Origin of the sequence: Flavobacterium sp. H4147 (assembly GCF_029360735.1) — a bacterium.
In the GTDB taxonomy this organism is placed as follows: Bacteria; Bacteroidota; Bacteroidia; order Flavobacteriales; family Flavobacteriaceae; genus Flavobacterium; species Flavobacterium endoglycinae.
Map to the genome: position 1 here is coordinate 818,017 of NZ_JARKNB010000002.1, position 25,821 is coordinate 843,837.

16 protein-coding genes are annotated in these 25,821 nt (G+C 33.3%); 10 read left to right on the forward strand and 6 right to left on the reverse strand.

Features of this window, described 5'->3' with window-relative positions:
• Positions 1 to 45: 45 nt before the first annotated feature.
• From P2W75_RS11325 to P2W75_RS11335, 3 genes are all read left to right on the forward strand, one after another.
• Entirely contained in the window at positions 46 to 798 is a 753-nt protein-coding gene (locus P2W75_RS11325) for a lipid A phosphoethanolamine transferase (RefSeq protein ID WP_276380561.1), read from the forward strand.
• Between the two features lie 237 nt (positions 799 to 1,035).
• Positions 1,036 to 3,018, forward strand: coding sequence for a DUF349 domain-containing protein (locus P2W75_RS11330; protein WP_276380562.1), 1,983 nt, complete (start codon positions 1,036 to 1,038; stop codon positions 3,016 to 3,018).
• A gap of 248 nt (positions 3,019 to 3,266) precedes the next feature.
• Complete coding sequence (locus P2W75_RS11335; protein ID WP_207296864.1) at positions 3,267 to 3,683, forward strand: OsmC family protein; 417 nt, start codon at positions 3,267 to 3,269, stop codon at positions 3,681 to 3,683.
• 72 nt (positions 3,684 to 3,755) lie between these two features.
• Here the strand turns inward: P2W75_RS11335 and P2W75_RS11340 are convergent, their stop codons facing one another.
• Together P2W75_RS11340 and gyrA are read right to left on the reverse strand one after the other, a co-directional pair.
• The gene (locus P2W75_RS11340; RefSeq protein ID WP_276380563.1) at positions 3,756 to 5,027 is read right to left on the reverse strand and encodes a tetratricopeptide repeat protein; all 1,272 of its coding nucleotides are present in this window, start codon (positions 5,025 to 5,027) and stop codon (positions 3,756 to 3,758) included.
• A 44-nt stretch (positions 5,028 to 5,071) separates the two neighbouring features.
• Positions 5,072 to 7,717, reverse strand: coding sequence for a DNA gyrase subunit A (gene gyrA, locus P2W75_RS11345; protein WP_276380564.1), 2,646 nt, complete (start codon positions 7,715 to 7,717; stop codon positions 5,072 to 5,074).
• Positions 7,718 to 7,974: 257 nt separating this feature from the next.
• On the opposite strand from gyrA, the gene P2W75_RS11350 reads away from it, so the two are divergent.
• The 3 genes from P2W75_RS11350 to P2W75_RS11360 all read left to right on the forward strand — a co-directional run bounded on the left by P2W75_RS11350 (position 7,975) and on the right by P2W75_RS11360 (position 12,648).
• On the forward strand, positions 7,975 to 10,521 hold the full coding sequence (locus tag P2W75_RS11350; RefSeq protein ID WP_207296867.1) for an ATP-dependent Clp protease ATP-binding subunit: 2,547 nt from the start codon (positions 7,975 to 7,977) through the stop codon (positions 10,519 to 10,521).
• A 140-nt stretch (positions 10,522 to 10,661) separates the two neighbouring features.
• The gene (rimK, locus tag P2W75_RS11355) at positions 10,662 to 12,029 is read left to right on the forward strand and encodes a 30S ribosomal protein S6--L-glutamate ligase (RefSeq protein WP_207296868.1); all 1,368 of its coding nucleotides are present in this window, start codon (positions 10,662 to 10,664) and stop codon (positions 12,027 to 12,029) included.
• 100 nt (positions 12,030 to 12,129) lie between these two features.
• Positions 12,130 to 12,648 (forward strand): DUF421 domain-containing protein, encoded by a 519-nt coding sequence (locus P2W75_RS11360; protein ID WP_276380565.1) that lies wholly within the window; start codon positions 12,130 to 12,132, stop codon positions 12,646 to 12,648.
• A gap of 61 nt (positions 12,649 to 12,709) precedes the next feature.
• On the opposite strand, the gene P2W75_RS11365 is transcribed toward P2W75_RS11360, so the two are convergent.
• From P2W75_RS11365 to hutH, 4 genes are all read right to left on the reverse strand, one after another.
• Positions 12,710 to 13,213, reverse strand: a complete 504-nt coding sequence (locus P2W75_RS11365; protein ID WP_276380566.1) for a hypothetical protein — start codon at positions 13,211 to 13,213, stop codon at positions 12,710 to 12,712.
• A gap of 218 nt (positions 13,214 to 13,431) precedes the next feature.
• Positions 13,432 to 14,763, reverse strand: a complete 1,332-nt coding sequence (locus P2W75_RS11370) for an inorganic phosphate transporter (RefSeq protein WP_207296871.1) — start codon at positions 14,761 to 14,763, stop codon at positions 13,432 to 13,434.
• A gap of 30 nt (positions 14,764 to 14,793) precedes the next feature.
• The gene (locus P2W75_RS11375) at positions 14,794 to 15,438 is read right to left on the reverse strand and encodes a DUF47 domain-containing protein (protein ID WP_207296872.1); all 645 of its coding nucleotides are present in this window, start codon (positions 15,436 to 15,438) and stop codon (positions 14,794 to 14,796) included.
• Between the two features lie 49 nt (positions 15,439 to 15,487).
• Positions 15,488 to 17,002 carry a histidine ammonia-lyase gene (gene hutH, locus P2W75_RS11380; RefSeq protein WP_276380567.1) on the reverse strand — a complete coding sequence of 505 codons (1,515 nt, stop codon included), beginning with the start codon at positions 17,000 to 17,002 and terminating at the stop codon, positions 15,488 to 15,490.
• A 567-nt stretch (positions 17,003 to 17,569) separates the two neighbouring features.
• Between hutH and thrA the strand changes: the two genes are divergently transcribed.
• The 4 genes from thrA (at position 17,570) to P2W75_RS11400 (ending at position 25,785) form a co-directional block, all read left to right on the forward strand.
• Positions 17,570 to 20,017 (forward strand): bifunctional aspartate kinase/homoserine dehydrogenase I, encoded by a 2,448-nt coding sequence (gene thrA, locus P2W75_RS11385; RefSeq protein ID WP_276380568.1) that lies wholly within the window; start codon positions 17,570 to 17,572, stop codon positions 20,015 to 20,017.
• Between the two features lie 161 nt (positions 20,018 to 20,178).
• Entirely contained in the window at positions 20,179 to 21,099 is a 921-nt protein-coding gene (locus P2W75_RS11390; RefSeq protein WP_276380569.1) for a homoserine kinase, read from the forward strand.
• A gap of 315 nt (positions 21,100 to 21,414) precedes the next feature.
• Positions 21,415 to 22,704, forward strand: coding sequence for a threonine synthase (gene thrC / locus P2W75_RS11395; protein ID WP_276380570.1), 1,290 nt, complete (start codon positions 21,415 to 21,417; stop codon positions 22,702 to 22,704).
• Positions 22,705 to 22,872: 168 nt separating this feature from the next.
• A complete protein-coding gene (locus P2W75_RS11400; RefSeq protein WP_276380571.1) occupies positions 22,873 to 25,785 on the forward strand; it encodes a PUA domain-containing protein in 2,913 nt (970 codons plus the stop codon).
• Positions 25,786 to 25,821 lie beyond the last annotated feature (36 nt).

A 25,821-nucleotide genomic window follows, 5' to 3' on the forward strand; every position in this document is an offset into this window, starting at 1 on the left:
GCAAAAGTAATTTTCGTAAATTAGTCTACTCATTTGTAGATAGTTATGAAAAAATTTATACCTTACTTCTGCATATTTTATTTCATTTCATTTTACACCAAAGCTCAGGTTTCGGATACTACCAAAACTAACAATCCGTTTGCTGAAGCTCGTTACCATTATTTTCTTAAAACCGTAATTCTTTTTAACGAATATCTTGATACAGACAACGGTTCGTATAATACTACACAATTACGACTTTTATATCCTATAGGAAATAAGGCATGGAATCTTCGATTCGATGTCCCTTTAATATCTGCCAACACTAACTCTGTCAACAAAACTGGTATTGGCGACATTGGAGCAGGTATAAGTTACATTCCATTCATTAAAAACAACAACGGACTTGCCATAAGAGCCAGAGTGATTTCAAATTCAGCGCAAGATCCTAATTTCGGGAGCGGAAAATGGGTTTTTATTCCCACCGTTTTTTATGCCCGATATCTCAAAACCAAAAAATTTCTATGGATTTCTTCTTTAGAATATCAAGCTAGTTTTGCAGGTCAAAGCGATCGCAGCGATATTAATATAACAGCTTATGAAAATGTAGTTTTATATTTCTTTGGAAGAAACTGGATCTCAGCCGATGCAGCTTTCCGTTATAATAACACAGTAAAAGGATTTCAAAATAATGCTTTTTTAGAATACGGAAGAAAAATATCTGCCGATGATTTGATTTATATTCACCCGAGTTATGCTTTTGGAGGACAAAAAACTTATAATTTTGGTTTAGAAATAGGAATTCTGGTATTGTTTTAATTTATTTTTATCCCCTTTTTGATACCTATAAACATGAATTTATCTAAAAATTATATGAAATCAGAATTTTTATTTCTTTCAAAAAAACAATAAAAATTAATATATCATAGTTATAAAGTAGAGTAAAGAATAAGAATTTCATCGTAAAATTCGGTATAAACAAACGATTTATTTTGTAGTTAGAAACACCTTTACTATCTTTCGCTCTGTTTAAAGTAAAACCTTATACATTTAAAAATGTTAGAAGAAAAGAATGATAACCTGCATGAAGCAGACGGAAAATTAGGAATCGATACCAGCAGTGCTGCGCAAAACGATGCCATCGAAAGTGAAGAAACTGAAACAGCAGAAATAAATGCCGTTTCAAATGATGAAATTGAAGCTGAAATACCAGCAGAAGCAGATCATCAGGATGCACTCGATGCCATAACCAATTCAAACGCTGAAGAAAGTGAAGACGAAACACTGAAAGAGCGTCATGATATTCCTATGAAGGATTATGACACTCTATCGCTTGATGCACTTGTAGATGAATTGAAAAAGCTGATTACTATAGACAAAGTAATGTCTGTAAAAGATCATATCGAAGAAATAAAAAAATCATTTTTATCAAAATACAATCATCTTTTAGATGAAAAAAGAGAGGAATTCAATGCTTCAAAAGAAGATCCGAATGAAGAATTTGAATACCACTCACCTTTAAAATCTAAATTTGACGAGTACTATAATGTATTCAGAGAAAAAAGAAATGCACACTTTAAGCATTTACAAACCAATCTAAAAACAAATTTAGAAAACAGACTTGCTATAGTTGAGGAATTAAAAGAACTTATTAATCCTCAAGAAAATATAAAAGATACTCTTAAGCATTTTAATGATTTAAGAGAAAGATGGAAAAATGCTGGAGCAATTCCAAAAGACAAATACAATCACGTTTGGAACAACTACCATTTTCATGTTGAGAATTTCTACGACTACCTGCATTTAGATCGTGAAGCAAGAGATTTAGACTTTAAACACAATCTAGAGCAAAAGCAGAAAATTATTGCTCGTGTTGAAGAATTAGTAAACGAAGCTGATGTTGCAAAAGCATTCCGTGAATTGCAAGATTTACACCGAATCTGGAAAGAAGAAATTGGACCAGTGTCTAAAGAATACCGTGATTCGATCTGGAACAAATTCAGTGAACTGACTAAAAAAATCCACGATAAAAGAGAACTTTTATTCGAAAGCCAAAGAGCAAACGAACAACAAAATCTTGAAGTTAAAAAAGATATCATTGCTAAAATTGAAGTTTTAGGAACTGAAAAAGTAAACTCACATTCGCAGTGGCTGGTTCAGATTCAAAAAGTAGAAGCTTTACGAAATGATTTCTTTGCGACTGGAAAAGTTCCTGCTGAAGTAAACGAAGAAACTTGGGCTGCATTTAAAACTGCTGTTAGAAATTTCAATGCTTTCAAAAATTCGTTTTACAAAGACATTAAAAAAGATCAAAACGATAATTTAAACAAAAAAATGGCTCTTGTTGCCAAAGCAAAAGAGCTACAAGAAAGTACAGATTTCAGCTCTACTACTCCAATCATGAAACAAATTCAGGAAGAGTGGAAACAAATTGGTCATGTACCTAAAAAATATTCAGATAAAATCTGGAAAGAATTTAAGGATGCCTGCAACCATTATTTTGATAAATTAAAAGAACACAAATCAGAAGAAAACGCTGATGAGGTGGCTGCTTTTGACAACAAAAAAGCCTATTTAGAAACTTTAAGAGCTTATCAATTAACTGGAGATCACAAAACAGATTTAGACGCCATAAAACAGCATATTGAAATCTGGAAAGGATATGGAAAAGTTCCTTTTTCGAGACGTCATATCGAAGGTAAATTCAATAAAATTTTAGATGCTCTTTTTGAAAAATTAAGTTTAAGCAAAAAAGAATCTGAAATGATGCGTTTTGCAAACCGTATCGATTCTTTATCTGACAGCAACGATACGCGCAAATTAGACAATGAGAAAATCTTTATTATGCGTAAAATTGAAGAAGTTCAAAATGAAATTTTCCAGTTAGAAAACAACATTCAGTTCTTTGCCAATACCAAAAATTCTAAAAAAGAGAATTCAATAGTTACTGAAGTTCGCAAAAATATTGCGATTCACAAAGAAAGCCTTGAGGTTTGGAAAGACAAACTAAAACAACTTAGAAATTTAAACCAGGAATAAACTGGTAAAATTTCCAATATTTTAAATTCCAAATTCCATTGAAAACATATTCAATTGGAATTTGGAATTTTATTTTTGCTGTAATTTTTAAAAGATGTATGATTGTCTCATGACATCTTTTTTTATGAATTTACTTTCAAATAACAAATTGGTAAATTAATACTAAAAAATATTCGTTATATTTGATTAACCACTATTTATTGATAATCAATATAGTATATAGCTATTAATTTTTAATCACTAAGAAAATGAAATTTACAAGAAAAGCACACGCCAACTGGCAAGGAACCGGAATGGAAGGAAAAGGAACCATAAGCACACAAAGTACTACTTTAGATAACGCTCAATTATCTTTTAAAACAAGATTTGCAGACGGAGTTGGAACAAATCCTGAAGAATTGGTTGCTGCAGCTCATTCTGGATGTTTCACAATGCAATTAAGCTTTTTACTAAATGAAGCAGGATTTACAGCAGATGATTTAACTACAGAAGCAACCGTAACTTTTGAAGATGGTACAATTACGCTAATTCATTTAGACTTAAAAGGAAAAGTACCTTCAATATCACCCGAGGAATTTGAAAAAACAGCAGCAAAAGCAAAAGAAATCTGTCCTATTTCAAAACTTTTAAACACAACTATTACTTTATCTGCATCTTTGGTTTAAACGAAAGATTTATGCATAAAAAAAACCATCAGTTTGTGGCTGATGGTTTTTTATTTTATATCAAACTTTAGATTAGTTCATTGTCGCTTTTAAAGCTTTTGCTTCAGCAGTCATTTCTAAAGCTTTGTAAACACCTAATAATGTTTTAGCAACATCTTCGTTTTTAGGGTCTAACTCATTTGCTTTTTTAAGGTAAGGAATCACTCCTTTGAAAACATCTTCTCTTTGCGCTTTTAAAACATCGTAACGTTTCATGTCTTTTGCAGAAGTTCCTAATTTATTCATCTCATCGATGATTGGTTTTTCAGCTTCTAACTTCAACGCTGCAAGATTTAAATATGCATTAGTATAGTTTGGATTGATTTCGATTGCTTTTAAGTAGTATTTCTCAGCATCAGCATTGTTTTTTGCATTAGCGCTTAATACTCCTAAGTTAAACACAAGATCAGCATTGTTTGGATCTTTTTGCAAAGCTTCACCCACTAATTTTTTATATTGCTCGAAATCTTTTGTTTCTAAGTAAAGATTCGCTTCAGTTAAAATTAATGAAGAATCGTCTGGGTTTGTTTTTCTAGCGTCAGCGATTGCTTTTTTTGCATCTTCAATTTTTCCTTTTTGAACTAATATTAAGGCTAAGTTTTTGTAGATTTCACCTCTTTTAGAAGGAATAGCTTCCGTTTTAGGTTTTTCGTGAGTTCCTAATTTAATAGCTAAATCTCTTTCTTTAGCATTAGCAAAGTTATCTTCGTTTCCATTAGCTTTGTTTGTAGCTAAGTATAAAGTTCCTTTTCCTGAATAGTTTAATTTTTTCAACTCTTCATACATAGGAAGAGCAGTATCAAAATCTTGAGCATTAACAGCTGTAGAAGCTGCATAATACAAGTTAATTGTATCATTTTTATCTAACTGATACGCTTCGTATAATTTTTTAGCTCCATCTGCATGTTTGTTAGCTTGAGTATCAGCAATTGCAGAGTTAATCAACAAACCTTTGATGTTTGTAATTGATGCAGCAGCCTGAGTTGAATATTTCTGTTTTCCAGAAGCTTTTTCAACATCAATTAATTTTTTATAACTCTCTGCAGCTGAAGATAAGTTTTTACTCTCTTCTACTTTTTTGTTTGCAAGGTCTAAGTAAGCATTACCTTGTACAAAATAGTACTGAGCTTGTTCAACATCTTTAGCATTTACTATTAAATTCTCAGCATCTTTAAGCTGTGCAAGTGCTCCTTGCGCATCTCCGCTTTTCAATGCTTTTTCTGCATTTTTAATTTGATCTTTTTGAGCAAATGTAGCTGCAGAGATCAGTAATGCTGATGCTAGTATTACATATCTACTTTTCATAATGTTCTATTTGTATATTTAATTTAATAATTGTAGTTCAAGTTTTATTCTTCAGATTCTTCTTCATCGTCAGAGTCATCCTCATCTTCTACTTCTTCTTCAGAATCTTCATCGTCATCATCGTCCGCTGATCCTTCATCTTCAAGAACTTCTAAGTCAGGTTTTACTCTTTCGATTGCTGATTCGATTACGTTTCCGTCTTCATCAACTACCACTTCTTCCGCTTCGTCTTTCATTACTTTTGTAACAGCAGCGATAGAATCTTTTCCTTTCAAGTTAATCAATCTTACCCCTTGAGTAGCACGTCCCATAACACGTAAATCCTCAATTGCCATTCTAATTGTCAATCCTGATTTATTAATAATCATTAAGTCATCAGAATCTGTAACGGCATTAATAGAAATTAATTTTCCTGTTTTCTCTGTAATATTAAGAGTTTTAACCCCTTTACCTCCACGGTTTGTAATTCTGTACACATCTTCACCGTCGTCATCAACTAATTTGGTACGTTTTCCGTATCCGTTTTCCGTTACAACTAAGATTTGAGAATCGTTTACATCATTTTTAGCTACAGTAACCATACCAATTACTTCATCAGTATCATCTTTTAACGTAATACCGCGAACTCCAGAAGCCGTTCTTCCCATTGGACGTGTTTTGGTTTCTTCAAAACGAACCAATTTACCAGATTTAACTGCAAGGATAATTTGGCTTTCTCCATCTGTTAATTTTGCTTCAAGTAATTCATCACCTTCTTTAATAGTAATAGCTGCCACTCCATTAGCACGAGGTTTAGAATATTTCTCTAAAGAGGTTTTCTTCACCTGTCCTTGTTTTGTAACCATTACAAGGTTATGTGTATTGATGTAATCTTTGTCTTTTAAATCTTGTGTACAAATGAAAGCTTTTACTTTATCATCACTTTCAATATTGACAAGGTTTTGGATTGCTCTTCCTTTTGCGGTTTTGCTTCCTTCCGGAATTTCATAAACACGCATCCAGAAACATTTTCCTTTTTGAGTAAAGAACATCATGTATTGGTGGTTGGTTGCCACGAACATGTGCTCTAAGAAATCCTGATCTCTTGTTCCCGCACTCTTCTGTCCTACTCCTCCTCTGTTTTGAGTTTTGTACTCAGATAAGTTAGTACGTTTAATATAACCTGCATGAGAAATTGTAATTACCACATTCTCATCTGCAATTAAATCTTCAATACTTACGTCACCTCCAGAATATTCGATTTGAGAGCGACGTGCATCACCATATTTTTCACGGATTTCTGTAAGTTCTTCTTTTATTAAGTCAGTTCTCAAATTAACATCTGCTAATAATGCTTTTAAATGCTCGATTAACTTCATTAATTCTTCATACTCTGCTCTTAATTTATCTTGCTCCAGTCCTGTTAACTGACGAAGACGCATTTCTACAATCGCACGAGCCTGAATATCTGACAGTTTAAATCTTTCGATTAATTTCTCACGAGCTTCCTCAGTATTTTTAGAACCTCTAATAATAGCAATTACTTCATCAATATTATCTGAAGCAATAATTAAACCTTCTAAAATATGCGCTCTTTCTTCTGCTTTACGTAATTCGAATTGTGTTCTTCTTACTACAACATCATGACGGTGCTCTACGAAATAATGAATTAAATCTTTTAAATTCAATAATTGCGGACGTCCATTTACTAATGCAATATTATTTACACTGAAAGAAGACTGTAATTGTGTAAACTTATAAAGTGTATTTAAAACAACGTTTGGTGTTGCATCACGTTTCAGGATGTACACGATACGCATACCATTTCTATCTGATTCGTCTCGAATATTGGCAATACCTTCAATCTTTTTGTCGTTAACTAAATCAGCCGTACGTTTAATCATTTCGGCTTTGTTAACTTGGTATGGAATTTCGGTAACAATAATACATTCTCTTCCTTCCACTTCTTCAAAACCTACTTTTGCACGCATTACAATACGTCCTCTACCAGTTTTAAAAGCTTCACGAACACCTTCATAACCATATATAATACCTCCAGTTGGGAAATCAGGTGCTTTAATGTGGCCCATTAATTCGTCAACTTCAATATCATTATTATCAAGATACGCTAACGTACCATTAATAACTTCTGTTAAGTTATGAGGAGGCATATTTGTTGCCATACCTACCGCAATACCTGTAGCACCATTTACCAATAAAGTTGGTACTCTGGTAGGCATTACCTTTGGTTCATATATTGTATCGTCAAAGTTTAATTGAAAATCTACTGTTTCTTTTTCAATATCAGACAAAATTTCTTCAGAAAGTCTCTGCATTCTAGCCTCAGTATAACGCATCGCTGCCGGACTGTCACCATCGACAGATCCAAAGTTACCCTGACCATCAACTAATAAATAACGCATACTCCATTCCTGCGCCATACGTACCATTGCGTCATATACAGAAGTATCTCCATGCGGGTGGTACTTACCCAGAACCTCCCCTACAATTCTCGCAGACTTTTTGTGGGCAGATCTTGATGTTACACCTAAATCATACATTCCGTAAAGAACTCTTCGATGCACTGGTTTCAAGCCATCTCTAACATCAGGAAGTGCTCTCGATACAATTACTGACATCGAATAATCGATGTAAGCTGACTTCATTTCATCCTCTATGTTAATAGGAATTAACTTTTCTCCTTCAGACATAAGTTGTTATATTAAATAATTATATTAGTTTCAAAGCGTGCCAAGATACGGTTTTTTGAAATTTTTTCAGCTATTTCCTTACACTAATTTCAATGATTTATTAACAACTTTATTTTTACATTTAGTTAATAAATTAAGCGTTTTTTAACGCTTTTATTGTTATTTTTTTTGTCAATTAGCTGACAGCAGATCTCAATAGGTATGATTTTTGTTTTTCAATCAGTAAATAATTAAATTTACATTACCAATTATATATTATGGATGATAATTTTTCACCAAGAGTAAAAGATGTAATTACGTACAGTAAAGAAGAAGCGCTTCGTTTAGGGCACGACTTTATTGGTACCGAACATCTTATGCTGGGAATTTTAAGAGATGGTAACGGAAAAGCTATTCATATACTTAATAACCTGGCAGTTGATTTAGACCATTTACGCAGGAAAGTAGAAGTACTGAGTCCAGCAAATCACAGCGTTGAAATAAACACTGAAAAGAAAAACCTTCATCTTACCCGACAGGCCGAAAGAGCCCTGAAGACCACTTTTCTAGAAGCTAAAGTATTTCAAAGTTCGTCGATAAGTACGGCCCATCTACTACTGTGTATCTTACGAAACGAAAACGATCCCACAACCAAGCTGTTGAATAAACTTAAAATAGATTATGACATAGCTAAAGAACAATATTTAAATATGACGCCAAACGAAGAAGAATTCTTAGAAAACTTACCTAGAAACGAGTCTTACAATGACGATTCAGGACAAGATGACAGTTTAAAAGAAAGCAGTTTTAATAATCCCGCCAATAAGTCAAACAAAAAATCTAAGACTCCGGTTTTAGATAATTTTGGGAGAGATTTAACAGAAATGGCAGAAGAAGGAAAACTGGATCCTGTAGTGGGACGCGAGAAAGAAATAGAACGTGTTTCTCAAATCTTAAGCAGAAGAAAAAAGAACAACCCGCTTCTTATTGGAGAGCCTGGTGTTGGTAAATCTGCTATTGCAGAAGGACTGGCGCTTCGTATCATTCAAAAGAAAGTATCGCGTATTCTTTTCAACAAAAGAGTTGTAACTCTTGATTTAGCAAGCTTAGTTGCCGGAACTAAATACAGAGGACAATTTGAAGAAAGAATGAAAGCCGTAATGAACGAGCTTGAGAAAAACGACGATATTATTCTTTTCATCGATGAGATTCATACTATTGTTGGAGCTGGAGGAGCAACAGGTTCACTTGATGCCTCAAACATGTTCAAACCTGCATTAGCAAGAGGTGAAATCCAATGTATTGGTGCTACTACTCTTGATGAGTACAGACAATATATTGAAAAAGACGGTGCTCTTGAAAGACGTTTCCAAAAAGTAATTGTAGAACCAACTTCTGTTGAAGAAACAATTGCCATCTTAAATAACGTAAAAGATAAATACGAAGATCATCATAATGTAACCTATACACCAGAAGCTATTGAAGCCTGCGTTAAACTTACAGATCGTTATATGTCTGAGCGTTTCTTACCAGACAAAGCGATTGATGCTCTTGACGAAGCTGGATCTCGTGTTCACATTACTAATATTGATGTTCCAAAACAAATTTTGGATTTAGAGCGTCAATTAGAAGAAGTACGCGAAATGAAGAACATGGTAGTTAAAAAACAAAAATATGAAGAAGCTGCCAAACTTCGCGATGACGAAAAACGCATCGAAAAAGATCTTGCACTAGCACAAGAACAATGGGAAGAAGATTCTAAAAACAACCGTATTGAAGTTACAGAAGACAATGTAGCCGATGTTGTTTCGATGATGACCGGAATTCCTGTAAACAGAATTGCACAAACAGAAAGCAACAAACTGGCTCAATTACCAGAATTAATTCAAAATAAAGTAATTGGTCAAAACGATGCAGTTCTAAAAATTGCACGCTCTATCCAGCGTAACAGAGCCGGACTTAAAGACCCGAATAAGCCAATTGGTTCATTTATTTTCTTAGGTCAAACTGGTGTTGGTAAAACACAGTTAGCCAAAGTTTTAGCTAAAGAATTATTTGATTCTGAAGATGCTTTAGTTCGTATTGACATGAGCGAATACATGGAGAAATTTGCAATCTCTCGTTTAGTGGGTGCGCCTCCAGGATACGTTGGATACGAAGAAGGAGGTCAATTGACTGAGAAAGTTCGTAGAAAACCATATTGTGTAGTTCTTTTAGATGAGATCGAAAAAGCACACCCAGACGTATTCAATATGATGCTTCAGGTTTTAGATGATGGATATTTGACTGATAGTTTAGGTCGTAAAATTGACTTTAAAAATACAATCATTATTATGACATCTAACGTTGGTGCTCGTCAGTTAAAAGACTTCGGACAAGGGGTTGGATTCGGAACTGCAGCAAGAACTGCTCAGGCAGATGAAAACTCAAAAAGCATCATCGAGAACGCTTTGAAGAAAACTTTTGCTCCTGAATTCTTAAACAGAATTGATGACGTAATTGTATTTAATGCTCTTGAAAAAGCTGATATTGATTTGATTATTGAAATCGAATTGAAAAAATTATATTCTCGTATTGCTGAGCTAGGTTATAAGTTAAGCCTAACTGATAAAGCGAAAGCATTTATTGCTGAAAAAGGTTTCGACAAGCAATTTGGAGCAAGACCTTTAAAAAGAGCAATCCAGAAATATGTCGAAGATTTATTAGCTGAAGAAATCATTACTTCGAAAATACATTCAGGTGATGAAATCAGAATGGATTTAAAAGATGATTCACAAGAATTATCGGTAGAAATACATAAAGCTGAAGAGCCGACTAATCAATAAATTAGTCAAAAATTATAACATAAATAACATGCCCGTTACGTTTTCATAACATAACGGGCATTTTTTTTAAATAATTTACTATCTTTAGTAAAAGCAAATAGCTATTTTTGAATTTAATTCTATAAATAAAAAAACAAAATATGCTTCAAAACAAAGTCATTTTAGGCAGCGAAGAATGGTGCTCATTTCCAGAACTAGGAATCCCAACAATCAAGGCTCGTGTGGATTCTGGCGCTAAAACTTCGGCAATGCACGCATTAAACATAGCTCCTTTTATAAAAAATGATGCCAATTGGGTTAAATTCGATATTAATCCAATTCAGAATAATATTAAAACTATTATTCACTGCGAAGCGCCCTTGGTTGACAAAAGAATCGTTAAAAGCTCAAGCGGTTTTAGAGAACATCGTTATGTAATCCAGACGCATCTTAAAATTGGAGACGCTAAATGGCCAATCGAAATGACTTTGACCAATCGTGATTCAATGGGTTTCAGAATGCTTTTGGGACGCGAAGCTATGAGCGGAAGGGTCTTGGTTGATCCAGAGCAAAAATATCTTCTTGGACAGCCTTCTCCAGAAACTTTAAAAGAATTATATCAAAACTCAGAAAAAGCTACTACAGGTTTACGAATTGGTCTTTTAGCCAGTAATCCTGAATTGTACAGCAACAAACGTATTATGGAAGCCGGCGAAATGCGAGGACATGAAATGCATTTCCTAAACATCAAGGAATGTTATATGAAATTAGACGCCAAGAAACCTGAAATTCATTATAGAGGCGGAAAAATCCTAAACCAATTCGATGCTATTATTCCAAGAATTCGTCCGAGTATTACTTTTTACGGCTGTGCTTTAACACGTCAATTCGAAGCTTTAAAGGTATTCTGTTTAAATTCTGCTTCCGCAATTACACAATCTCGAGACAAATTGTATTCATTACAATTACTTTTAAACAGCGGAATTGATATTCCAACCACAGGTTTTGCTAATTCTCCGCTTGATACTGACAACTTAATCAAAATGGTGGGCGGTTCTCCTCTAATTGTAAAATTATTAGAAGGAACACAAGGAAAAGGCGTTGTTTTAGCCGAAACAAAAAAAGCTGCAGAAAGTGTTATTAATGCTTTCAAAAGTTTAAATGCCAATATCTTAGTTCAGGAATTTATTAAAGAAGCCAACGGAAAAGACATTCGGTGCTTTGTTATCGATGGAAAAGTTGTAGCCGCAATTCAGCGTGAAGCCATGCCTGGCGAATTTAGAGCAAACATTCACCTTGGAGGAACGGCTTCTGTAATCAAAGTAACTCCTGAAGAAAAAAAGATCGCTATAAAAGCCGCAAAAGCAATGGATTTAAAAGTGGCTGGTGTCGATATTATTCGCTCTTCAAAAGGACCTTTATTATTAGAAGTAAACTCTTCTCCAGGTTTAGAAGGAATTGAAGGCGCAACCAATAAAGATGTCGCGGGAGAAATGATTAAAGCAATTGAAAAGAATTTTAAATTGTAATTAAGTTCATTAAAACTTCATTACTCCTAAATAATTTAGCAGCTTTGTCGAAGTTTAAAACTTTGACAAAGCTTTTTTATTTAACTTTAAAATAAAAAACATGGTTTTTCCTTATCTTGATATTATTTTAAGAAGCATCGCTGTTTATTTCTTCATGACAATTGCATTACGTGTATTTGGCAAAAAAGAACTTTCCCAATTAAATACTGCCGATGTAATCTTAATTTTACTAATCAGCAACTCTGTTCAAAATGCTATGGTTGGTCCTGATACGAGCTTATCAGGAGGTTTAATTGCTGCTTTGGTTTTATTTATTGTCAATTATATCATCAAAAAGCTGACTCACAAATACAAAATCGTTGGGAATTTATTATTAGACAAGCCACAAATTCTTATTCACGATGGAAAATTAGATTTTAAAGCTTTAAGCAAACTTGATATTTCGGATGAAGAATTAAAAGAAGCCATGAGAGAACATGGTATAGAATTTTTCAAAAACGTAAAATTAGCCATGCTGGAAATCGACGGAACAATCAGTATTATTTCTGAAGATCAGGAAAAACTAAAACAAACCCATTATAAACGCAGACATAATCGCAAGAACCTTCAAAAATTTTAATTAAAAGGCACAAAAAAAGACCAAATTTAAATGAATTAGGTCTTTTCTTTTTGATTCTATATTACTTATTAGGAATTTCAGATTTCCCATAAAATGGCAGTATCAATCTGTTATCTGCAAATTTACCAGACAAATTAGATTCAACAGGTGTCTTCACTAATAATGTATTGTATTTCCCCTCCACATCAATGTAAATTTTCTTAGTATTAAAATAATCTACAGCTTTTAAACAGTCTTCAACAGCAAATAACAATTCTTTTCTAGAAGATTTTTCAATACCTTTCATATCTTCAACTTTAACAATAATCAGAATGGTATCGTTTTTTTCTTTTGAATAATATTTAAGTTTATCCGTTTCAATCCCTGTTAAGGTTTTAATTACACATCCTTTAAGAAAATACGAAATTGAATCTGTTTTTTGATCTGGAGCATCTGTAACCTTTTTTTGATCTTCTCTTAAATAAACTTTTCTTTTATCATCAGGTTTACCATCACATGAATAAAAAGTAATACTCGTAAATGCTACAGCAATTATCGCAGCTAAATAATCATTAAATCTTTGCACTGTATTTTATTTTAAATTAAACTTTTGAACCAAAAAATATCGTTCATTTTTTTTGCAAAGGTCTTCTGATTTTACTTTTAAAATATCCCCTAAAAGTTTTTAAAGTTTCATTTTAAGACAATTTATAACGCAAAAACAAAAAAGCTGATTTCAAATTGAAACCAGCTTTTTTTATATTGATAAATGCGACTTAATCTCACATTCCGCAAAATCATTTTCTAAATAAATACACTTAAAACAAAGTATACTAAACCTGCTAAAATAGCCGAAATAGGAATAGTTAAGATCCAAGCCCAGATTAAACTTACAGTAACTCCCCATCTTACGGCAGATACACGTTTTGTTAAGCCAACCCCAATAATAGATCCTGTAATTGTATGTGTGGTACTTACTGGAATTTTTAAATGCTCAGTAAAATACAGCGTTAAAGCACCTGCAGTTTCTGCTGCAACCCCTTCAAACGAACTTACTTTTGTGATTTTAGAACCCATTGTTTTCACAATTTTCCATCCACCACTCAAAGTTCCGGCCGCAATTGCAGAATAACACGCTAATGGAATCCAGCTTGGCATTACTCCTTTTATACCTAAATCATCATTTGGAAGCACAACATCCAGCCAAGCATCCATATGAACTCCTGGATTTGTATTAATATACACTGCTACAGCAGCAGCAATAATACCCATTACTTTTTGAGAATCATTACCTCCATGACCTAAACTAAATGCCGCAGAAGATAGTAACTGCATTTTCTTTAAAGCAGCATCAGCTTGATGAAGATTTAAACTACTGAATATTAAACAAAATCCGCTTACTGTCAAGATAATAAAGGCTACTAAAAACCATTTAATATTATGAGCTTCAAAAGCAACGCTCCAGAAATGAGAATCAAATCTTGGTTTTTCTATCTTATCATAAGGCACCATTTGATAGTATACAAACACAATTGTAGCTATCATTAAAACTGCAGTAAAGATTTTTGGTCCAATTGTTTTACGAGAAGCATTTAAAAGCCAGATCGAAATTAAATAAGATGCTAATGCTCCCAATAATGGCGCTAAAACAATAAATGCAATAATAATCAAAACTCCCGAAGGCATGGCTCCATCTTTTCCTGCTTTATACCAGCTTACGATTTCGTACCAATAGTGCGTTGTCCCGTCTTCTCCAACATAACCAGAAAAACCATGAACCGCAATAGCATGTGCTACAGCCGCTCCAGCAAAACCTCCAATAAGTGTATGAGAAGAACTTGAAGGAATTCCTAACCACCAAGTCAATAAGTTCCAACAGATTGCGGCTATAACTCCGGCAAGAATTACTACTAGGTTAATTTCCATCGTATGTGCAGTTTTTGCAACTGTATCTGCCACACCAAATCCGAAAACCCAATAAGCAAGGAAGTTAAAAAACGCTGCCCAGACTACCGCCTGAAAAGGTGTCAAAACCTTTGTGGCAACCACTGTCGCAATAGCATTTGCTGCATCATGAAAACCATTGATGTAATCAAAAATTAAAGCTAATACTATAATTAATATAAGTATCGTCATAAAATTATAACTTCAGATTGAAAAATTGAATTAAGAATGTTTTACAGAAATAGATTCCAGTATGTTCGCAACACTCTTACATTTATCTGTTGCTGATTCTAAAACAGATAACACTTCTTTATATTTAATAATATTTTTAGCATCTGTTTCGTTTTCAAAAATTTCAAAAACTGCTTTGTTATATACGTTATCAGATTTGTTTTCCAGCTTGTTAATTCTGGCACACGCGTCTTTTATAATTTTAAAATTCTTTAAGTTTCTCAACTCTTTTACAGCACTGTCGATATTTTGGCAAGCTTCAAGGTTGATTTCTGTCATCTTTCTGATCGATTTTGTAATCTTATCAACTTGATACAATCTCATTCGGCTTGCAGCACCGTGAAGGTAATCTGCAACGTTATCAATAGAAGTAATTAATGTATGGATATCCTCTCTATCAAATGGAGTAATGAAGTTTCTGCTTAACTCAAGGTTAGTCTGACGAGTAATATCTTCTCCTTTTTGTTCTAATTCGTCAATCTTTTGAAAAAGAATTTCTCTTTCTTTTAATGGAAGGTTTACAGCTTCGTGTAAGTTAGAAGCTAACTCAATTAAATTGCTTGAAGCCTCTTCAAAAAGTGGAAAGAATTTCTTGTCTTTCGGCACTAAAAATTGGAAAATACTGTTTATTGACATTTTTATATTTTTGATAGTGCAAAATTACTTCCATTAATACTTTACAATGTTAAGCCATTGTTAACAAATCGTTTTCTATTTGAAAACTCTTAAGGAACAATACGGTGTTTTCTATATCATTATGTAAGATTCTGTCTTCCTTTACCAAAGGCACAACTTCTCTATAACTGCTTAAAAACATTTCGATGAAATCGCTTGATTTTAGAGGTTCTCTATACGCAATAGCCTGCGAAGCATTTAACAATTCGATTGCTAAAATGCGTTCTATATTATCTAAAATTCGTAAGGCTTTTGTAGCGCCATTTGCTCCCATACTCACATGATCTTCTTGACCGTTGCTTGAAACAATACTGTCAATACTTGCCGGAGTTGCCAATTGTTTGTTCTGGCTGGCAATACTTGCTGCGGTATACTGCGGTATCATAAATCCTGAATTTAATCCCGGATTATCAACTAAAAATGCTGGAAGATTTCGAAGTCCAGAAATTAACTGGTACGTTCTTCTTTCAGAAATACTTCCTAATTCTGCTAGAGCAATTGCCAGAAAATCTAAAGCCAGAGCTAAAGGTTGTCCGTGGAAATTTCCTCCAGAAATAATCTGATCGGCTTCTATAAAGATATTCGGATTATCGGTTACTGAATTAATTTCTGTTTTGAATACTTTGCGAACATAATCGATCGCATCTTTTGAAGCACCGTGAACCTGAGGCATGCAACGGAAAGAATACGGATCTTGAACGTGTTTCTTTTCCTGAGCAATAATTTCGCTTCCGTCTAAGAATTCAGTAATTCTTTGAGCCGTTACAATTTGTCCTTTGTGCGGACGTATATAATGTATTAATTCGTTAAATGGCTCGATTCTTACATCAAAACCTTCTAGAGAAATCGTTCCAATTAAATCTGCCAAATACGAATATTTATAGGCTTTTATTAAAATATGCGCTCCGTAAGCACTCATAAACTGCGTTCCGTTTAACAGAGCCAAACCTTCTTTTGACTGTAAAACAATTGGTTCCCAATTAAAATGTTTTAAAACTTCGGCAGAAGCCATTTTTTTTCCTTCAAAAAGAACCACTCCTTCACCTATTAATGGTAAAGATAAATGAGCCAAAGGCGCTAAATCACCAGAAGCCCCAAGCGACCCTTGAGTATATATTACAGGTAGAATATCATTATTATAGAAGTCTACTAAACGTTCTAAAGTTTTTAACTGTACACCAGAATGTCCGTAGCTTAAAGATTGAATCTTCAACAAAAGCATCATTTTTACAATCTCGGCAGGAACTTCTTCTCCCGTTCCGCAGGCATGAGACTTTACTAAATTCTCCTGAAGTTTCGATAAGTTTTCATTAGAGATTTTTACGCTATAAAGAGAGCCAAAACCAGTATTGATTCCATAAATTGGCGCTGTATGCGATGCCATTTTTTTATCCAAATAATCACGGCACTTTTGAACATTTACTTTTGCTTCTTCTGATAATTCCAGCGTTTTATTAAAGCTTAAAATTTCGTGTAATGTTTCTAAAGTAATGGTTTCAGTACTTATATAATGGACTTCTCTCATGATGATTTGAAATTTAAAACGTCAAAATTCAACAAATCAACATTAAAAAGCAACATTTTATCACAATAATTAAAATTTCTTCACATGTCATTCGTAAGGATTATTTAATTGTCAATCCTAAAAATGCAGATTTTTACAGTTTAAAAATCATTTTTCTCTTTAAAATCAAACCATTGTCTCATAAAAACGATGTATTATATAATCTGAAATATATTAAAACAGCAACTTAACATATTTAATTTTAACAAAAACTCAATATTGAATAATTGAGATTTGAATTATTAAAATATTCGCAAAAAGGCTTTTGAAGTTTTTAACTTTTACAAAAAGCTGTACTTTTGAAAAATCAAAAATGAAAAGTAACAGCATAAAATATCAATCTACAACTATTACAACTCAAACAGGAGTTGCAATTGCTGCTACCACAATTTCTACTACAACAACTACTACCCCTTAGGGGTATACATTTTTACATATAATCCAGTTTGTCTATACTTTTTTCGCAAAAGAAGAAAGGTAATGGATACATGAAAACTATTGCATTCTAAGAAAATAAAAATATCAAAAATGAAAGTATTAAAATTTGGCGGAACTTCGGTAGCCAATGCTCAAAATATAAAACTCGTTCTCGAAATTGTAAAACAAAAAGCAGGAAATGATCCATTAGTTGTAGTAGTTTCAGCTTTAAGCAAAGTAACTGATTTATTGCAGTCGGCAGCAGCAAAAGCAGCAGCAAACGACGAAAGCTTTAGAGAAGTAGTTGCTGAAATCGAGAAAAAACACCTTGACACTTTAAAAGAATTAATTCCCGTAAGCGAGCAAAGCAGTCTTTTAAGCCATGTAAAAAGAATCATCAATCATTTAGAAACTTTATTAGACGGATGTTTCCTTTTGGGTGAATTATCTCCAAGAACAGCCGATACTATTTTAAGTTTCGGAGAATTACTTTCTTCATTTATCATCGCTCAGGCATTTCAACAGACTGAAAAAGATGCTGTTTACAAAGACAGCCGCGAATTAATTAAAACTGATAATAACTTCGGAAAAGCGGCGGTAAACTTCGAAATTTCAAACCAATTAATAAAAGAATACTTTGCTGAAAATAAAGCAAAAATCAATATTCTGCCTGGATTTATCGCGCAGACTTTAGACGGAATTACTTCAACTTTAGGACGCGGCGGATCTGATTACACGGCAGCCATTATCGCCGGAGCAATTGATGCTGAACAACTAGAAATCTGGACTGACGTAAACGGAATGTTTACTGCAAATCCGAAAATCGTAAAACAAGCGCAGCCAATTGCGAATATCTCGTATCAGGAAGCAATGGAATTGTCGCACTTTGGAGCAAAAGTTTTATATCCGCCAACAATTCAGCCGGTTTTAAGAAAAAACATTCCCATTTTAATCAAAAATACTTTTGAGCCAGAAGCGGAAGGAACTTTAATTTCTGATGTTGTTTTATCAAAAGATACTGTTGTAAAAGGAATCAGCCACATCGATAATATTTCGCTTTTAACGCTTGAAGGTCCAGGAATGATTGGAGTTGCGGGTTCTTCCAGACGTTTGTTTGAAGTATTATCTCAGGAAAAAATCAATGTTATTTTTATTACTCAAGCTTCTTCAGAGCATTCAATCTGTATTGGAATTTTAAATTCGGATGCTGATAATGCTGAAGCTGCCATCAATAAAGCGTTTGAAATCGAAATTTCGCAGAACAAAATCGATCCTTGTTATGTCGAAAAAGACCTTTGCATTATTGCATTGGTGGGTGAAAACATGAAAAACCACCAAGGTTTAAGCGGTAGAATGTTCAGCACTTTAGGAAAAAACAACGTAAACATTCGTGCCATCGCGCAAGGTGCTTCTGAAAGAAATATTTCAACTGTAATTAACGAAAGAGACGTTAAAAAAGCGTTGAACACCTTACACGAAAACTTCTTTGAAGAAAATACAAAACAGCTTAATTTATTTGTAATGGGTGTTGGAAATGTGGGCGAGAAATTCATCGAGCAAATTCACAACCAGAAGAAATTCTTAAAAGACGTTTTAAAGATTAACGTTCGTGTTATTGCTTTATCAAATTCAAGAAAAATGGTATTTGATGAAGACGGAATTTCTTTAAAAGACTGGCAGTCGACTCTTGAAAAAGGAGAACATGCCGTTGCAACAGAATTTATAGCTCGTGCTAAAGAACTGAATTTAAGAAACAGCATTTTTGTAGATATTACAGCAAATGCAAGCGTTTCTGAAATGTATGAGAAATTCTTAAAAGAAAGTATTGCGGTTGTAACTTGCAACAAAATTGCATGTTCATCTGCTTACGACAATTATAAAAAACTAAAAAACCTGTCTCGTCAATACAACGCTCCTTTCTTGTTTGAAACGAATGTTGGTGCGGGATTGCCAATTATCGATACCGTAAAAAATCTGATTGCATCCGGCGATAAAGTGCATAAAATTCAAGCAGTTTTATCGGGAAGTTTGAACTTTATTTTCAACAATTTTGATGAGAATAATTCTTTTCATGATGTGGTAAAAGAAGCAGGAGTTCAAGGTTTCACAGAACCAGATCCGAAAATTGACTTAAGCGGAATCGACGTAGCGCGTAAAATCCTGATTCTAATTCGCGAAAGCGGTTATGAAATGGATATTGACGCCATTGCAAACGAATCGTTCCTGCCTGCAGAATGTCTGGCAACAACAAACAACGATGATTTCTTTGCTTCGCTAATCAAACATGCCTCTCATTTCGAGAACATTTACAAAGAAGCTTTAGCCAAAGATTCAAGACTAAAATACGTAGCGCAATTCGAAAACGGAAAAGCAAGCGTAGGTCTTCAATTCATTCCAAAAGATCATCCTTTCTATAACTTAGAAGGAAAAGACAATATCGTGCTTTTCTACACCGATCGTTACGTAGATCAGCCTTTATTAATCAAAGGAGCCGGAGCCGGTGCAGCGGTTACAGCATCAGGAATTTTTGCTGACGTGATTCGAATAGGTAATATTTAGCCGCAAAGGCACTAAGGCGCTAAGTTTTTTTAAGTTTTTCTTTGAGACTTAAAAAGTAGTAAAAATAAAAATCTTTGCGCCTTAGCGCCTTCGTGGCAAAAAAAGAGAGCCTTTAAAAAAAAACTTTGTGACTTTGTGCCTTCGTGGCAAAAACCAAAAATATGGAAATAAAACTATTTTGCCCAGCAACTATCGCCAATCTCTCATGCGGATTTGACGTTTTGGGACTTTGCTTAGACAATGCGGGTGACGAAATGATTGTTCGAAAATCAGATCAAAAAGGAGTTCGAATTACTAAAATCGTAGGTGCTGATCTGCCTCTTGAAACCGAGAAAAACGTTTCGGGTGTGGCTGCTTTGGCGATGTTAGCAACTTTGGACGAACTAGATTTCGGATTTGAAATTGAAATTTATAAAAACATAAAAGCGGGAAGCGGAATCGGAAGCAGTGCGGCAAGTTCTGCCGGAGCGGTTTTCGGAATCAACGAATTATTAGGAAGACCGTATTCTCGTAAAGATTTGGTTCAGTTTGCGATGCAGGGTGAAAAATTAGCTAGCGGTAACGCACATGCCGACAACGTTGCTCCTGCCCTTTTGGGCGGATTTACTTTGGTAAGAAGTTATGCTCCATTGGATATTATCAGAATCGACAGTCCGGAAGAATTGTATGCAACGGTCGTTCATCCTCAGATTGAGTTAAAAACGTCTGACGCTCGTTCGGTTTTAAAACAAAACGTTTCCCTAAAAAGCGCCATCATGCAATGGGGAAATGTGGGCGGACTTGTAGCGGGTCTTTACACCAAAGATTACGAATTGATTGGAAGATCGCTTCATGACGAAATCGTAGAACCTTTAAGAAGTGTTTTAATTCCAGGTTTTGACCAAATCAAACAAACGGCTTACGAAAACGGCGCTTTAGGTTCTGGAATTTCAGGTTCTGGTCCGTCGATTTTTGCTTTAAGCCGAGGAAAAGAAACCGCAGACCAAATCGCCAAAGCCATGAGCGACGTTTACGAAAAAATGAATTTACCCTATGAAATTCACGTTTCGAAGATAAACCCAGACGGCGTGAGAATTCTTTAAAACAATTAAAAATTAAAAATTTAGAATTAAAAATTGTAAGCTACGTTTGTGAGGCTGAGCGGAGTCGAAGCCCACGCACAGTAAACGAGTCTAGTTTGTCATTTCGACTGAAAGGAGAAATCACACTAGTTTTGTCGACAAAGATTGGCGAGTTTCTATGCGGATTCTCGCGTGTGATTTCTCCTTCGTCGAAATGACAAAAAAATGCGTTTAAAAAAAATTGAAATAAAAAAAAGTACCACAAAGCTTTGCGTTCTCTGCGTTTTCAAAAGAAACCCATTCCTTGCGCTCTTTGCGGTTAAATAAAAACAACCAATGAAATACTACAGTTTAAACCATAATGCCCCAAAAGTTTCTTTTCAGGAAGCTGTAATACAAGGATTAGCGAGTGATAAAGGATTATATTTCCCAGAAAGCATTACGCCTCTTGATCCTTCATTTTTTGATAAAATCGAAAGTTTAAGCCACGAAGAAATTGCGTATGAAGCAATTAAACAATTTGTTGGTGATGAAATACCTGCACAAAAACTAAAAGAAATCATCGCTGAAACTTTAGTTTTTGATTTCCCTGTCGTGAAAGTAGAAAACGGAATCTATTCGTTAGAATTATTCCACGGACCAACAATGGCTTTTAAAGACGTTGGAGCGCGATTTATGTCTCGTTGTCTGGGATATTTCAATAAAGACAAAAAAGACGCTAAAAACACCGTTTTAGTAGCGACTTCTGGAGATACAGGAGGCGCAGTGGCAAGTGGATTTTTAGGCGTTGACGGCGTTGATGTTGTCATTTTATATCCGTCAGGAAAAGTGAGCGACATTCAGGAAAAACAATTGACGACTTTAGGGCAAAACATTAAAGCGCTTGAAGTTGATGGTGTTTTTGACGATTGTCAGGATATGGTGAAAAAAGCGTTTTTAGACGAAACTTTAGCGCACAAAAACCTGACTTCGGCGAATTCTATAAATATTGCACGTTGGCTGCCACAGATGTTTTATTTCTTCTTTGCTTACAAAGCGTTGAAGAGCCAAAACAAACCTTTGGTTTTCTCTTGCCCAAGCGGAAACTTCGGAAATATCTGTGCCGGAATTATGGCAAAAAAATTAGGTTTGCCAATTGAACATTTTGTTGCTTCGACAAACGTAAACGACACGGTTCCAAGATTCTTAGAAAACGGAAAATACGACCCGAAGCCTTCTAAAGCGACAATTTCTAACGCAATGGACGTTGGAAACCCAAGCAACTTTATTAGAATTCAGGAATTATACAATAATGATTTAAAGGCTTTTGAAAAAGATTTCTCCTCGTACAGCTACACCGACGAAGAAACGCTAAAAGCCATGAAACAAATTTACAACACCGACGGTTACATCGCAGAACCTCACGGGGCGGTTGGTTATTTAGGTTTGAAAAAAGAGCTTGAAAAATACCCGAACGCCATTGGTATTTTCTTAGAAACCGCTCACCCAATTAAATTCTTAGATGTGGTTGAACCAGCGCTAGAAATTACGCTTCCTATTCCAACACAAATTGAAAGTGTTATCAATGAGGAGAAAGTTAGTGTGAAGATTGGGAGTTATGAGGAGTTGAAGGGTTTCTTGGGGTAAATTAAATACTTATTTCTTAAAAAAATAAAGTCATGGATTTAATTTAATTCATGGCTTTTTTAATTATATTTCAAATAGTTTTTTGTACGTAAAATTAGTATGTTTGATATTATTACAAAAAAAATTGTTAGTGTATTATAAATTAGAGTTAAACATTTTTAGCATTTTATGGTAGAAGTAATTGATTTAAATCAGGAAAAACAAACAACTTGTCGAATAATGATTTGTCAATTAAATTCAGATGAGTTTGATTGGGAATTAAAAAATGGTTTATATTTTATGATTAATAATGATAAAATATCTTTAAAGATTAAAGATATTTTATCTATTGCAAAATTAAATTCAGTTGACTTAATACTTTTTCCAGAATTATCGATTCCTGAAAAACAAATTGAAAAATTGCAAGAATGGTCAAAGGAACAACAAAGTATAATAATTTGTGGAAGTCACTACAGCAATAACAATGGCAAATTTATACCTCGAAGTCCTATCATTATAAAAGGAGAAGTTTTTTTTACTGAAAAGATTTTTTTATCACCTCTAGAAAAATCTCCTATAATGAATCAAGGAGCATCTTCTGGAACAAAAGTTTTAAAATTTGTAAATACTTTTGTAGGGAATTTTGCAGTATTAATTTGTTCCGATTATTTAGAAGAAAATCTCAAAGATGAACTTGACTTACAATCATTAGATTTTCTTTGTGTTCCTTCTTACCAAAGAGATTCTGAAGTATATTTTAGAAGAATGAATACTGAATGTGAAAATTCTAAAGACGGTATTTTTATAATTTATTCAAATTTCTTAAATAAAAAATATGGTGATGGAAATTCTTCACTATTTGGCTTGATGGACAGAATGTATCTAGAAAAAATTAAAGACGCAGGATATACGGATTTGAATCCAAATAAAAAGATATTTCAATTTACAGAGATGACAGAATATCTCATTGCAGATATTAATTTGAATAATAAACGTCCATTTGCAAATCGAAACATTAATACAAGTCCTAATGTACATATCCTTTCAATAAATACTCAAACTAGAAGTAAGGACCTTGAATTTATAAAAAAAATATTTCATGATGATGAACGATACAAAAGGATTGACGAATTGTATGTCAAACCAAATGAGTTTGATGAAATATTAAAAATAATTGATGAAAAAAATATAGTTTTCATAATTGGTGATCCAGGTATTGGCAAAACTTATACAGCGGTAAAAATTTTAAAAACTTATTACGAGAAAGGCTTTCAGCCTATTTGGATTGCAGGATTAGAAAAAGAAGAAAGAGACTTACAAAGTAAAGTATTAAGAGATTTTGAGCCGACAGCAAATCAAATCGTATATTTTGAAGACCCATTTGGAAGAACTGCTTTTGAAAAAAGAGACAGTTTATTTCAAATTTTTAGCCCTTTGATGGACAAACTTAGAAGTTCTAATTGCAAAATAATAATTACTTCGAGAAAAGAAATTTTCGAAACTTTTACAAAAGAAAGTTTATTAGAAAAAGAAATTCTTGAAATAAAAAAAGAATTAAATGTCAGCAATCCTTCATATGACAAACAATTATTATATGAAATTTTCAAAAAACTTTCTGTTTTATTTTGTGATTGGTATAGCAATGATGATTTTACAAGTTTAGTTCATATAGCAATAAAAGAAGGACGACTCACAACACCTCTAGCGATTAGAGATCTTGTTTTTGTTTCAAAAAATACTGAAACAAAAGAATTATTACAAGAACAAATTGAAAGAAGAACAAATGAGACAACAAAAGTCTTTGCGTTAGAAATTTTAGCATCATCAATAACGACCAAATTAGTTTTATATTTGACTTATTTTAGTGGATTTAAAGGGAAACCTTTTTTGTCGCAACTTTATCAAGATACAGCAAAGGAATTAATTAAGTTAAACCTTCCAATTACAAGTTTTTCATTTAATATTGAAATGCGCTCTCAAATAGGCTATAGAATAGAGCAATTTGGATACAATAGAACTGCATACAAATTTGCTCATCCAATTTATGAAGAAGCATTATCTAATTTAATAACTTCTGATAGCACTTGTGAAACAATAGCTAAAGCAATAATCCAAGAATTAGCTAAGCTGGATTTAAAAATAGCTTACAATGTAATTAATAGATTTGTAATAAAAAATCCAGATGTGTCATTATTATTAATTAATCATATTAACGAATCAAATTCAAGAATTGAAGATCAATTATTAAGAATGACGTTAAGTCAAAAACTAATTTCCACTTTCTATTTAACAAAAAATGAAGATTTTTTTGAACTAGCATGCCATTTTTATTCACTAAAAGAAATTGTGACTGATATAAACAATCATTTTAAAGATTGGTACGATTTGGAACAAAAATTAAATTTATGTCAGAGATATATAAATAACTCCCCAATTGAATTCAACTCATCTTTGACTAACGAAATAGATTGGGAAAATGCCTTTAACAATAAAAACGATAGTTACTTTACTCCTAATAGAATACTTAAACTATTGACAATATCGACATCAATAAATCAAAATTCATTGTCGATATTTATAGAAAAAAAAGGAGGTAATTTTATCAAAAAGATATATTTACTTTCGGATGATAATGATAGAAAAAGATTTCTATTATTATTGAAAGGTCATTCTATAGAGAATGAAATTAAGAAATACAGAAGGACAATACAAGAATTTGAAAAATCAAATGGATCTGATAAGTTTAAATTATTTCGAAAGGCTATTTTTTCGGAATTAAAATATTATGGTAAAATCACCATAGATGTTGGAGCAGAAAAGGCACTTTCAAAATTCTGGGTTAATTTACTTCCAGTTGGAATAGATTCAATTGAAGGTTTTTTTACACCTGGAGCAATTGTAGGTATTTTTAACAATCAAGATAAACTTATAGCCGTTGGAGTTACAGAATATTCATCTGAAAATTTAAAAAAAATAATGAAGCATTCTACTAATCAATTCCATGATTTAATTGGTTATTATCATACAAACTGTGCTGTTAAATCAGAATTTCTAAAAAGATTAAACAATAATGAATCTAGAAAATGGAAACTCGTAAATTAATAATCTATTCTCCATTAACTCGCGCATTCAATTCGT

Bases quoted from the DNA above. Each gene is read 5' to 3' on its own strand.
- P2W75_RS11390 (WP_276380569.1), top strand. From the start codon at position 20,179: ATGGAAATAAAACTATTTTGCCCAGCAACTATCGCCAATCTCTCATGC.
- rimK (WP_207296868.1), top strand. From the start codon at position 10,662: ATGCTTCAAAACAAAGTCATTTTAGGCAGCGAAGAATGGTGCTCATTT.
- P2W75_RS11360 (WP_276380565.1), top strand. From the start codon at position 12,130: ATGGTTTTTCCTTATCTTGATATTATTTTAAGAAGCATCGCTGTTTAT.
- P2W75_RS11325 (WP_276380561.1), top strand. From the start codon at position 46: ATGAAAAAATTTATACCTTACTTCTGCATATTTTATTTCATTTCATTT.
- hutH (WP_276380567.1), bottom strand. From the start codon at position 17,002: ATGAGAGAAGTCCATTATATAAGTACTGAAACCATTACTTTAGAAACA.
- P2W75_RS11370 (WP_207296871.1), bottom strand. From the start codon at position 14,763: ATGACGATACTTATATTAATTATAGTATTAGCTTTAATTTTTGATTAC.
- P2W75_RS11335 (WP_207296864.1), top strand. From the start codon at position 3,267: ATGAAATTTACAAGAAAAGCACACGCCAACTGGCAAGGAACCGGAATG.
- P2W75_RS11400 (WP_276380571.1), top strand. From the start codon at position 22,873: ATGGTAGAAGTAATTGATTTAAATCAGGAAAAACAAACAACTTGTCGA.
- gyrA (WP_276380564.1), bottom strand. From the start codon at position 7,717: ATGTCTGAAGGAGAAAAGTTAATTCCTATTAACATAGAGGATGAAATG.
- P2W75_RS11375 (WP_207296872.1), bottom strand. From the start codon at position 15,438: ATGTCAATAAACAGTATTTTCCAATTTTTAGTGCCGAAAGACAAGAAA.
- P2W75_RS11330 (WP_276380562.1), top strand. From the start codon at position 1,036: ATGTTAGAAGAAAAGAATGATAACCTGCATGAAGCAGACGGAAAATTA.
- thrA (WP_276380568.1), top strand. From the start codon at position 17,570: ATGAAAGTATTAAAATTTGGCGGAACTTCGGTAGCCAATGCTCAAAAT.
- P2W75_RS11350 (WP_207296867.1), top strand. From the start codon at position 7,975: ATGGATGATAATTTTTCACCAAGAGTAAAAGATGTAATTACGTACAGT.
- P2W75_RS11340 (WP_276380563.1), bottom strand. From the start codon at position 5,027: ATGAAAAGTAGATATGTAATACTAGCATCAGCATTACTGATCTCTGCA.
- thrC (WP_276380570.1), top strand. From the start codon at position 21,415: ATGAAATACTACAGTTTAAACCATAATGCCCCAAAAGTTTCTTTTCAG.